Source organism: Candidatus Chordibacter forsetii, from assembly GCF_964187505.1.
GTDB lineage: Bacteria > Verrucomicrobiota > Verrucomicrobiia > Opitutales > Seribacteraceae > Chordibacter > Chordibacter forsetii.
On the sequence record NZ_CAXLML010000169.1, the window covers coordinates 1 to 12102 of the forward strand.

General features: G+C 43.1%; 12 protein-coding genes and 1 pseudogene. All 13 read left to right on the plus strand.

Annotated features, from left to right (window positions below):
• Nucleotides 1-734 (plus strand): annotated as a pseudogene (locus ACKPQ4_RS07070) (hypothetical protein); the annotation flags it as partial.
• Between the two features lie 48 nt (nucleotides 735-782).
• Nucleotides 783-2273 carry a phytoene desaturase family protein gene (locus ACKPQ4_RS07075; RefSeq protein WP_407680486.1) on the plus strand — a complete coding sequence of 497 codons (1491 nt, stop codon included), beginning with the start codon at nucleotides 783-785 and terminating at the stop codon, nucleotides 2271-2273.
• Between the two features lie 33 nt (nucleotides 2274-2306).
• The gene (locus ACKPQ4_RS07080; RefSeq protein ID WP_407680487.1) at nucleotides 2307-2750 is read left to right on the plus strand and encodes a 3-hydroxyacyl-ACP dehydratase FabZ family protein; all 444 of its coding nucleotides are present in this window, start codon (nucleotides 2307-2309) and stop codon (nucleotides 2748-2750) included.
• Nucleotides 2747-3559, plus strand: a complete 813-nt coding sequence (locus ACKPQ4_RS07085) for an enoyl-ACP reductase FabI (protein ID WP_407680488.1) — start codon at nucleotides 2747-2749, stop codon at nucleotides 3557-3559. The genes ACKPQ4_RS07080 and ACKPQ4_RS07085 overlap by 4 nt, the downstream gene beginning before the upstream one ends.
• On the plus strand, nucleotides 3556-4584 hold the full coding sequence (locus tag ACKPQ4_RS07090; RefSeq protein WP_407680489.1) for a 3-oxoacyl-ACP synthase III: 1029 nt from the start codon (nucleotides 3556-3558) through the stop codon (nucleotides 4582-4584). Before ACKPQ4_RS07085 ends, ACKPQ4_RS07090 begins: the two co-directional genes overlap by 4 nt.
• Nucleotides 4581-5468, plus strand: a complete 888-nt coding sequence (locus tag ACKPQ4_RS07095) for an alpha/beta fold hydrolase (RefSeq protein ID WP_407680490.1) — start codon at nucleotides 4581-4583, stop codon at nucleotides 5466-5468. Before ACKPQ4_RS07090 ends, ACKPQ4_RS07095 begins: the two co-directional genes overlap by 4 nt.
• Nucleotides 5469-5736: 268 nt before the next feature.
• Entirely contained in the window at nucleotides 5737-6684 is a 948-nt protein-coding gene (locus ACKPQ4_RS07100; protein ID WP_407680491.1) for a tyrosine recombinase XerC, read from the plus strand.
• A 10-nt stretch (nucleotides 6685-6694) separates the two neighbouring features.
• Nucleotides 6695-6973, plus strand: coding sequence for a hypothetical protein (locus tag ACKPQ4_RS07105; protein ID WP_407680492.1), 279 nt, complete (start codon nucleotides 6695-6697; stop codon nucleotides 6971-6973).
• 14 nt (nucleotides 6974-6987) lie between these two features.
• On the plus strand, nucleotides 6988-7590 hold the full coding sequence (locus tag ACKPQ4_RS07110; protein ID WP_407680493.1) for a YceI family protein: 603 nt from the start codon (nucleotides 6988-6990) through the stop codon (nucleotides 7588-7590).
• Between the two features lie 106 nt (nucleotides 7591-7696).
• On the plus strand, nucleotides 7697-8296 hold the full coding sequence (gene cysC / locus ACKPQ4_RS07115) for an adenylyl-sulfate kinase (RefSeq protein ID WP_407680494.1): 600 nt from the start codon (nucleotides 7697-7699) through the stop codon (nucleotides 8294-8296).
• Between the two features lie 4 nt (nucleotides 8297-8300).
• A complete protein-coding gene (gene cysD / locus ACKPQ4_RS07120) occupies nucleotides 8301-9206 on the plus strand; it encodes a sulfate adenylyltransferase subunit CysD (RefSeq protein ID WP_407680495.1) in 906 nt (301 codons plus the stop codon).
• Nucleotides 9207-9225: 19 nt separating this feature from the next.
• Nucleotides 9226-10500, plus strand: coding sequence for a sulfate adenylyltransferase subunit 1 (locus ACKPQ4_RS07125; RefSeq protein WP_407680496.1), 1275 nt, complete (start codon nucleotides 9226-9228; stop codon nucleotides 10498-10500).
• Nucleotides 10501-10608: 108 nt separating this feature from the next.
• On the plus strand, nucleotides 10609-12102 hold a 1494-nt coding region (locus ACKPQ4_RS07130), incomplete at its 3' end, for a hypothetical protein (protein WP_407680497.1).

A 12102-nucleotide genomic window follows, 5' to 3' on the forward strand; every position in this document is an offset into this window, starting at 1 on the left:
AATCTTTTTCATTGGAGGCTTTATCCCTTCCTAAAGGATGCACTTTTCCTTTCCGCGAATTTAAAAGGTTTAAACTTAAAAGACTTTCCGCGGTCCAATCTCAATCAACTGACTTTGAATCTTTAGCTATCTTACCCATTGAGGAATTAGACTTGTCCGGATGCTCGACTCAAAACCTATCTTTTACTCATTCGATGCCTTTAACCAAGTTGGATCTCTCAGGTACCAACCTTCTCGATCTTCGTCCGCTTGCTGAGAAACCATTAGAGAAATTATTTCTTCAAAATTCAAAAGTCGAAAACTTGTCCCCACTTGCAGACTGTCCGCTAGAAGAATTGAATTTAAACAAGACACTTATTTCTGACCTTGCACCTCTTCGGGGAAGTCCACTCCGCAACCTAGAACTCAGAAAAACTGAGGTCAATGACCTTGGTCCATTAATGGAGTCCCCTTTAGAAAATTTAACATTGCCCGGATCTCCGATTTTCTCAATCGCTCCACTGACTTATTGTCCGCTAAAAAATTTAAATTTAATCGGCCTCGGCCTTGATGATCTATCTCCACTCAAAGAAATGCAGCTTACCAGTTTGTCTATATCTCCACTTGAATTGAATATCGAAGATTTTTTGCTTTTGAATGAGATCAATACTTCCTATTTGATCGGACCTGGCGATGACCCTAAACAGACCGTTAAGCAATTCATGGACAAATACAGTAATCACAAAGATCAATAAATCGGTTTGTTTGCCGGATCCCCCAATTTACATTAGCTTTATATCTACATGAATTCCAAAAGAGACCATTTGAAAGGCGCTAAGGACTATTACGATGTAGTAGTCGTGGGTAGTGGACTGGGCGGATTAACTGGTGCTAATTGTTTAGCAAAACAAGGTCATTCTGTACTCTTGCTGGAAAACCACTATCAATTTGGAGGCTTAGCAACATGGTTTAAGCGGGCAGGGGGACATATTTTTGATATTTCACTCCATGGATTTCCTGTAGGCATGATCAAGTCCTGCCGTAGATATTGGACCAAGGAAATTGCTGATTCGATTGTTCAATTAAAAAATATACGATTTGTTAATCCGCAATACGATCTTAGGACCACATTTGATCGTATGGACTTTACTAATATTCTTCACAATACCTTTAAGATTGCCCGTGAAAGGGTGGAAGAATTTTACGATCATTTACGCAAGATGGATTATTTTGCTCAAGATGGACGAACTATCGGGGATCTCCTAGAAGAATTCTTCCCAGGGCGCGACGATGTCAAGAGGCTCCTCTTAGAACCAATTTCCTACGCAAATGGCTCATCCTTTATGGATCCGGCCATTGCTTACGGGATTGTTTTTACCAATTTTATGCGCAAGGGGATTTATACCTTCAAAGACGGCACCGACTCTTTAATTCGTAAAATGGTTAATGAACTACGAAGCAATGGAGCAGAACTGCGCCGCCAATGTTTGGTTGAAAAACTAATTACTGAAGAGAGAGATGGTAAATCATGCGTTACTGGAGTTATCGTTAATGGGAAAAAAATTCGCTGTGGGGCCGTTCTTTCTAATGCGAATCTAAAAAACACTATTGAAAATATGCTGGGTCTATCAAAACTGCCTAAGAGATTTGCCTCGCAAGCTAAAGAAGTTCGACTAAACAGCACATCCTGCCAAGTTTATATTGGGCTGAAAAAAGGGGCAGTAATCCCTGAATCAGTTGGCGACCTGATATTCACATCGGAATCTGCAAATTTTTCGACCGATGAACTTGCAGACTTTCACACTACAAGCCGCACTTTCTCGATTTACTACCCCGATACCCGGCCTCACCGGAAAGACCCAAGGTACAGCATTGTTGCCTCCTTAAATGCAAACTGGAAAGATTGGGGCAAACTAAGCGATGAAGAGTACGAAAAAGCTAAAAAAAGACTTTGCGAGGAAAGCTTGGAGGCTCTCGAAAAAATAATTCCTGATATCAGGGATAAAATTGATCATTTGGAAGCCGCCACTCCCAGAACGATTAAACATTATACCCAACATGCAAACGGGGCAACATTCGGAACTAAGTTTGAAGGCTTAGAAGTTTCAGGAGACTTACCAAAATACGCACCCGGACTTTTTCATGCCGGTTCGGTTGGAATTATTATGTCCGGCTGGCTTGGTACCATTAATTACGGAGTGATCACAGCTAATAAAATAGATAGCTTTTTACGGCAAAAACCTGGTAAGGGTAATCCAGACGATATTGACGAGTCTACCTTTGCCATTGCCTGAGAGGCTTTCATTCTCTAGCTCTCTTCCTTGTATATGGAAGAAATTTATCGTCGCATTCCTCATCGCCCCCCCTTTCTCTTTATCGATAAAATTATCGAGATTACAGAAACTGGGGCTCGTGCAGCCCTAACAATCCGTCCTGACTTTTCTTTTTTCGAAGGACACTACCCAGGTAATCCAATTATGCCTGGGGTCCTCCTGTGTGAATCGGTTTTTCAAACGGGAGCCATTTTTCTCGCCGATCACTTGCAGTCCGAATCTTTAAATGACAGTTCAGTAACTCCTGTTCTTTCGAGAATTCGAGATGCTCGATTCAAACGCATGGTAAAGCCAGGCGACGAAGTTGAAATTTCCGTAACTTTAGGCGAAAAGATGGGGCAGTTCTTCACAATGACTGGAGAAATTCGCAAAGAAGGTAAAGTTGCCCTGACCATATCTTATGCACTGGCTATGGTTAGAGAAAATCCCCCCAAGTGAGTTTTCTCAACCTCAGAGGAAAAACCTTTTTAGTCGTTGGAGTCGCCAACCGCAAAAGTGTAGCCTGGGCGGTTGCCAAGGTATTAGAATCTGAAGGGGCAAACCTGCTTTATTGTGTTCGCAGCGAAAAACGTCGTTTGGAATTGCAAAACCTCCTTCCTTCACAAAGCCCCATTTTCATCTGTGATTTTGAAAGCCCTGCAGACTTAGAAAATTTACAGACCACTCTAGAATCCGAACCAGAACTCCAATTAAACGGCGTAGTCCATTCCATCGCCTTTGCCAACTATACTGACGGAGTAAAACCTTTTCACGAAACCAAAAGAGAGGACTTTCTTCAAGCAACTCAAATTTCATCTTTTTCCTTGGTCGAATTGGCCAGGATCTGCAAACCATTCCTCGTTAAAGATGCATCCTTTATAACCATTGGTATTTCTTCCACTGAAGTAACTGCTGAGAATTATGGATATATGGCCCCAATAAAAGCATCTCTGGAAGCTTCCATACGATACCTTGCAAAATCATTCTCAAAGGATACTTCAGTAAGATTTAATTCGGTAAATGCTGGTCCCTTGAAAACCAGTGCATCAGCAGGAATCCCCGGATATCTCGTTAATTATTTGTATGCTGAAAAATTGACATTTCGAAAGAAAGCTTTGCAGACCGAAGAAGTTGCCAACTTGGCCGCCTTTTTACTGAGCCCTCGCTCCTCTGGAATTAATGGGCAAGGAATTGTTATTGATGCAGGAATGGGAATGAATTATTTCGATCAGGAAATTGTTCAGGAAGCCATGCGTTTGAACCCATGAGTTTCTCATCTGTGGTAATCGAAGGGATGGCTTACTCCCTGCCTCCCGAAATTTATAAATCTTCTGATATCGAAAAGAAGCTTTCTCCACTGTATGAATCTTTAAAATTACCCACTGGTCGCTTAGAGTTGATGACCGGAATCTCTGAGCGCCGACTTTGGCCGAGCAACTTCAAACCCTCTCAAGCCTCTGCCGAAGCTGGGCTTAAGCTTTTACAATCAGGAATTAATGGAAGCGAAGTGGATTTACTTATTCATTGCTCGGTATGCCGAGATCGCCTGGAACCTGCCACTGCATCCTATGTTCATCGGTTGATGGGACTGGGCGGCGGCACCCAAATCCTTGATATTTCCAATGCTTGCCTTGGTTTTTTAAATGCATTGGTACTGGCAGGTTCTATGATTGAAACTGGGCAAATTCGCCGGGCCATTTTGGTCGCTGGAGAGAATGGGGCACCTTTAGTTGACAAAACCATTCAACTATTAAATGAGGGTGATCATACCCGAAAATCGATCAAGCCATTTTTTGCCAACCTTACCATCGGAGCAAGTGCGGTTGCATGGTCTATTGCCCATCGAGACTTAGTTGATAAAGATTGTCCATCCATGGGCTCATGGGCTACGGAGACAGATACTTCCTATAATGAATTATGCCAAGGGGATACCTCCGGGGATGACTTGGTCATGCAGACCGACTCGGAAGAGCTTCTGCATGCGGGTATTTCGGTAGCTCAACGGGCATGGGCTAAATTTCTTAAAATTCAAGATTGGGAACCTCGTGATCCAGAACTTCTAATCACTCATCAAGTCGGGAAAGCTCACAGCCAGGCAGTGCTTGAAGCCCTTTCCATTGATCCATTAATCAATTTTTCAAGCTTTGAGAACCTGGGTAACTGCGGATCGGCATCTCTTCCGATAACTTATACGCTTGCGTGTGAAAAAGATCCGCAAAACCTCTTACGGAAAACGGCACTATTGGGAATAGGCAGTGGTCTATCCAGCTTAATGCTTTCGATTAATCCTTGAACATTCCATCCAATCTTAAGGATTCTTATCCTTTTCAACCTAAGCGGTTCAAACTTTCCAACGGACATTCCCTAAGCTACTTGGACGAAGGTAGTGATGAGAAAACGCCCACATTATTCCTTCACGGTAATCCCACCTGGTCATTTTATTACCGTAAGGCCGTCCGTTTTTGGAAGGATCATAGCAGATGTATTGCGGTTGATCATTTAGGTTGTGGACTTTCTGACAAGCCAAGTTCTTCTTCTTTCTCCTATAACCTGCAAAATCATGCTACCAATCTTTTGGAGTTGGTTGATTCATTAAACCTTCAAAACTTTAATTTAGTAGTGCATGACTGGGGAGGAGCAATTGGAATGACTGCGTTTGCTGATCAAGCTCATCGAATTCGTAAGATCGTATTGCTCAATACCGCTGCCTTTCCTTCCCGAGATGTACCTCGCCGTATTCTGTTCTGTCGACTTCCAGTCATTGGTGAATTTTTTGTCCGAGCACTCAATGGATTTGCTGGTCCGGCAACTTGGATGGCATCATCCAAAGGAATGACAGACTCAGCTAAAAAAGGATTGCTCCAGCCCTATGGGAATTGGAAAAATCGTGTGGCTATCTGGAATTTTGTTAAAGACATCCCTTATGAGCTTAATCATCCAACCCTTTCGATTCTTCAATCCACGGCAGAAAAGCTAAAGGCATTTTCAACCACTCCAGCGATGGCATGCTGGGGAATGAAAGACTTTTGCTTCCATGGTGGGTATTTAAAAAAATGGGAGAAGCAATGGCCCCATATAATATCCCATCGTTTTGCAGATTCGGGTCACTATATTTTGGAAGATTCTTTTGAAGATGTAAGGGCCAAAGTAGAACCCTTCTTGTTTGCCAATGAGTAAGACTGGAGAAAGACAACTGCTTCCGCTTGCCAAGCCATGCAGACGAAACCATGTTAGGTGCAAGCATGAGCAAGAAAACTCCATTAAAGAATCGCTCTGAGAGATCCGGTAACCTTGTATCAATTGCCCCTTATGATAGCACTTCTAATGGTTATAAAAAGGACCCCAGGCAGAGCCCACAAACTGGGTTCGGGGCCTACCTTACAGTTGCAATCTTGGTTTTTTTAGTGGTCTTTTTTGTCGGCATTTATGAACTTGTCGTGGAAACGTGGATACGACTGAAATAGAATTAGAAACCAAAAGCGAACCGGAAAACCCGGAACTGGAGGTAGTTCGATTCTTAGACCACTTGACCCTGGAGCGAAGATTATCTGCCCACACATTACGAAACTACAAAGGAGCACTTCAAAAGTTTGCCCATTGGCTATGCCAGGAGTCAAAAGAAAAGAAACTCATTAAGGTGGATAGGCAAATTGCCCGGTCTTATCTTATTGAGGCTCAAAATTCTTTATCGCGTAGAACTTTAGCCAATCAAGTGTCCGCCCTACGCTGCTTTTACCAGTTTTGCCAAACCCGTGGCTGGGCAAACTCCAATCCTTTTAAAAACTTATCTCTGCCTAAAGCTGAAAAATCTCTCCCCAAATTTTTAACTGAGAAACAGGCACGCTCGCTTATGACAGCCCCGGCCTTGGTTCACCAAGACTCCAATCAAGCTGATTTTCTGGCTACGCGCGATGGGATCATTCTTGAACTCATGTATGGTGCCGGACTTCGAGTAAGCGAGGTTGTGAGCTTAAATCATGAACACTTAGATCTGCCCAATAGGATAATTCGAGTAATAGGAAAAGGGAATAAGGAACGAACCTGTCCAATTGTATCGATTACCGCATCAAAGCTCGTTCAGCTTCGAAAGTCCTACAGCAATGACGCCTCGTTACATGCTCCTGTATTTACAAATCGATCAGGGAAAAGACTATCCACGAGATGGGTACAATTATTTCTCAAAAAATGCCTAAAAATTGCATCGCTCCCACAAGACTTTACCCCTCACAAACTCAGGCATTCCTTTGCAACCCATCTTTTAGATAATGGGGCTGACCTCCGAGCAGTCCAAGAACTCCTCGGCCATGCAAGCCTATCCACCACCCAAGTGTATACCCATGTATCTGTGGGCAGGTTAAAAAACGCTCATAAACTCGCCCACCCGAGAGCCTAAGACTAGCCTTATGGTCAGATACTTTATAATTTCCCTTCCCTTATCCATTGCGATTTTTTTCTGGGTGAAAGATGGTGCCAGGCTCTCTTTTTGGGCAACCAGTGAGGAAATTCATCAAGAAGTACCAGTAGTGGAAGGAATGCCTGAACTGGGCACTCAAACTCAGGTAATTTGGAAAGATCGTTTTATATGCGGTATCGAAACCCCAATATTGGGCTTAGCCCTTTCTTCACTCCTGACCTTGGGATCGTTTTATCAAAAAAGAAGTTTGAAAAAAATGCCTCACTGATTCGTACTAAACAAATGAAATTTATTTATTCTTTTTTATTATTTGCTCCTCTTTGCATATTCGGGTCGCCCAAATCATTTGATTTTAAAGACCCCAAAGGGGTAAACACCATCATTTTTCAATTGGATGCATTATTGGAATCTATAAGCGGTTCAGCTGGGGGAATTTCAGGAATAATTTCCTACGATCCAACGAAACCAGAATCGACCAAGGGAACAATCGTCCTTGATGCATCAAGCCTAAGAGTCGATAATTCTGTGCTTCAGGAACATATGCACGGAGAAGGCTGGCTGCATGTATCAAAATTTCCTCAAATCGTATTCTCACTTTCTAACCTTAGAAACATTAAAACAGAAGCTCGTGCCCTCAAAGCAACAGCTGAGGGAAAAATGACGATTCGAAATGTTACTATAATCATGGAAGTTCCAGTAGAACTGACATACCTCGAAGGCTTGCTTGAAAAAAGGAATAAGACCCCAGGGGATTTACTGGTGGTACGCTCAAAATTCAAAGTTAAACGGGACGATTTCGGCATCAAACCTGGAGAATATTTGGACAAAGTTGCTAACGAGATTGAAATCTCGATTAATCTTGCCGGAGCCTGCCCAACTCAATAATTTAGAAACTTACCCCACGAGAGAGAAATCTCTCACCCCAATAAGCGAGAGCGCCCCTAAGCGTTCTCGCTTTTTTTTTTAGATATGTTAATTTCTTTCCTTTTCCGTGAAAAACAAGAATATACATCCGATCTCTGATCGATTAATTGCTCAAACTGAGAAAGAGAAACTTCTCGGAAGTAAAGGTACTGTCTTTTGGCTTTATGGCTTATCTGGTTCCGGGAAAAGTACCATGGCTTTAAAGATGGAAAAACGCCTTCATGAAAAGGGTATTCATTCCGTAGTTCTAGATGGTGACAACCTCCGTTCAGGACTGAACCAGGACTTAAGCTTCTCCGAAAAAGACCGTCGTGAAAATATTCGTCGAGTTAGTGAGGTTGCCAAAATCTTTTCAGCAAATGGCCTTATTGTTTTCGTTTCATTAATTACCCCATTGCGTGAATTCCGTCAAAGTGCACGAACGATTATCGGAGATCATTATTTCCAGGAGGTTTTCGTCAAAGCCTCCTTTAATACTTGCCAGGAACGAGATGTGAAAGGCCTGTATGCTAAAGCAAGTGATGGACTGGTGCCTTCTTTTACAGGGCAGGGGTCTGATTTTGAAGAACCCGTAGATCAACAATTCATTATAGACAGCGAAAAAGAGAGTGAGGATATTTCATCTGATAAACTTTTCCAATTCGTTCTCGATTCAATTTCTCTTTAAGCAAATGAAAAACTATAACCTTACCCATTTGGAACAACTAGAGGCGGAAGCTATATTCGTACTTCGCGAGACAGCTGCCCAGTTTGAACGACCAGGATTGCTTTTTTCCGGAGGCAAAGATTCCATTGTCATGGCTCACTTAGCCTACAAGGCATTTTTTCCAGCTAAGTCCCCCTTTCCACTGGTTCATGTAGATACTGGGCATAATTTTCCGGAAACCATAGAATTCCGGGATCAATTTGTAGATAAGGTTGGATCTCAACTAATCGTTGGGTTGGTTCAGGATTCCATTGATCAAGGTACTGCAGTTGAAGAAACTGGTCCCAATGCAAGTCGCAACGCTCTTCAATCAGTAACCTTACTCGAAACAATTGAGTCACAGAGTTTGGATGCTGCCCTTGGAGGTGGTCGTCGAGATGAAGAAAAGGCGAGGGCTAAAGAGCGTTTTTTCTCTCACCGCGATGCATTTGGACAATGGGATCCCAAAAACCAGCGTCCTGAATTGTGGAATCTTTTCAATGGTAGAAAAAGCCAGGGTGAACACTTTCGGGTTTTTCCCTTGAGCAACTGGACAGAAATGGATGTTTGGCAATACCTTAAAAAAGAAAAAATCGAACTCCCTTCGCTTTACTTTTCACATGAGCGCGAAATTATTGAGCGAAATGGATCCCTTCTCGCAGTGAGTGATTTTGTCATTCCCAACGACAAGGAAACTCCACGAAGAGAAATTGTTCGCTTCCGCACCATTGGTGATGCTACCTGCACGGGAGCTGTTCTTTCGACGGCTGCCAACTTGGATGAAGTCATTGCCGAAGTGGCAGCTTCACGGGTAACTGAGCGTGGAACCCGGGCAGATGACCGAAGATCGGAATCAGCCATGGAAGACCGCAAAAAACAGGGATATTTCTAATTATTAACCGCCACTTTTCATGAGCGAAGACAAAAACTATCTAAATATGGATCTCTTACGTTTCACCACTGCAGGCAGTGTGGACGACGGCAAGAGCACTTTGATCGGCCGACTTTTTCACGACACAAAAGCGATTTTTGAGGATCAATTGGAAGCAATTGAAGTCAGCAGTAAAAAAAGAGGGGATGAACATGTAAACCTTGCCCTTCTAACCGACGGGCTGAAAGCTGAAAGAGAGCAGGGCATAACCATAGATGTTGCTTATCGTTATTTTGCCACACCCAAACGAAAGTTCATTATTGCTGATACGCCTGGCCATATCCAGTACACCCGAAATATGGTGACGGGTGCATCAACCGCGAACTTAGCCCTTATTCTGGTAGATGCAAGGCACGGAGTCGTCGAACAGACTAAAAGACATAGTTTCATTGCCGATCTGCTCGGGATCAAACACGTCGCCGTGTGCATTAACAAAATGGACTTGGTTGGCTATGAGGAAGATGCATACATTAAAGTTCTCGAACAATTTACCGATTTTGCCAGTCGTTTGGAGAATGTTACCGATATTACTTTTATACCCATCTCTGCATTAAAAGGAGACAATGTAGTGGATAGATCAGAAAACATGAATTGGTATAAAGGTCCGCCCTTACTTTATCACCTGGAGAATGTATATGTTGGATCGGATTTCAATCATGTGGACGCCCGCTTCCCAGTGCAATGGGTCATTCGTCCTCATTCTGATGAGCATCATGACTTTCGTGGTTTTGCAGGTCGTGTTGCGGGAGGTGTTTTTAAAACGGGAGATGAAGTGACTGTTCTTCCCTCAGGGTTTTCTTCAAAGATCAAAAAAATCTTGCTCGCGGATCAAGAACTCGACGAGGCCTTTCACCCCCAGTCCGTCACCATCTTGTTGGAGGATGAAATTGATGTAAGCCGAGGTGACATGTTGGTCAAACCAAACAACCAACCAAATAATTCTCAGGACTTGGATGCTCGTATTTGCTGGTTTTCAGGAGCTAAAAAACTTAAAAAAGGAGCCAAGTTCCTTTTTCGACAAACGACCAAAGAGGCACAAGTCTTAGTTAGTGAAGTTCGCTACAAAATTGATGTAAACTCCCTCAGGAAAAACGAAGATGATCAGGAATTGGGCATGAACGACATCGGTCGTGTCGCCCTGAGAACTTCCCAACCTGTTTTCTGGGACTCATACCGCAGGAACCGTAATACGGGGAGTTTTATTTTGGTCGACCCTTTTACCAATGAAACTTTGGGCGCAGGAATGCTCCGTTAGAAGGGGATTCTTTCCTTCTGTTGGCATAATCTTTCCGTCTTATTCTATTAGACCTCATTGATTCTTTCTAATTTTCATACAAAACCTTACCGTCTAAACTTATTTCTGATGAAATTGAAATTACTGTTTTTACTAACTGCCATTGTCTTGACCGCGCCTTTGTACTCACGATTGATCGCCGCTGCACCCTCAGAGCAATTACCTAAATCAGGACCTTATGCTTGGACAACCGACCACCTGCAAATTGGGGTACGTTGGCAACCTTTTGGGCTTCCCGGATGCGAACTTTACGATGCGAACCGACCACTGATATCCAAGCACAGTAGTTATGCCCAGTTTTGGGTAAGTTGGAATGCAGTGGAACCAAATGAAAAGAATACGGATTACAAGAATCATATGTCCGCTCACTTACAATCGATCGAAAATGCGGTTAATCTATGCGTTGAGCGAGGAGTGAAGGTTGAATTTGTGATGTGGCATACACCCAGGTGGGCATCGGTTTCTGGAAACGCTGGACCTTGGCGCCCCAAAACAGGTCTGCACGCCGAATTTGTCTCCCGAATTGCTGAACATTTTAAAGGTCGTGTAGATGCCTATCAACTCTACCACGAAGTAAACCTACAAGGTATGATGAAAGAAGCGGACTCTGACTTTATTATAGAGGAAATTTTTAAGAAAGGTGCCAAAGCTGTTCGCTCCATCTACAACCGAGAACCGAGAATGCCAGTAATAATATCCACCTCAGGAACTTCTCCTTGTGAAGGATGCGAATCTCTCGCCGGATTAAAGGGAAAGGGTGCAGTGGCCGTGGATGATTACTACGATCAGCAAATTGCCTCCACCGAAATGATGAAAGGAGTCGATGCCCTCAACATGAATGTATCCGACCACTTCAACGGCTATGGGATGATGGATGGGCACATCATTCCCAATGTCTGGAGCCAATATGATTTAGTGCGGAGCAAACTGGATGCTGCCAACTTATATTCCAAAAAAATCCTCTCTTCTGAATCCTGGATAGTATGGGATGATTCGAACATCAATCATGATGTCAATGCTGACGGAGTAAAGAACGAGAAAGATTCTTTCGATAAAACAGTTACCATCTTTGGAAAATTATTAGAAAGAGGTTTAAATACAATGAACATGCCGTGGTGTGACAATTCAAGTAAATGGTCGATGGGCTTAGTCAAACGTGTAGATTACAACGGCAGAATCAAACAATTAAAACCCAAATGGGTTATTCCTTCAAATGACGGAGGACCTGACATCATAGCTCGAAAAATCGGGTTAAGAGGCAACTCCGATGACACCATGATACCTGTAGAGGTTCAATCCAGTGGACTTCCATTCACCGAAGCAAACTACATAAATCCTGGGGACCCAAACCACCTTCATTACTATGCCTGGCGATGGTATGCCCAAATTTCTGGAGGTTCTGACGAAGTGATTCGCCATGCACTTGCTGGGGAGCAGGGAAATGATATCACGGTACTTGGAATGGGCATGACTGGACAGGAACAATACCGAATTTCTTCTTATAACCGCTCAAAAAAATCCTTCACCGTGCTTATTTACTCTGGAGGAGCAAATGGAAAAGAA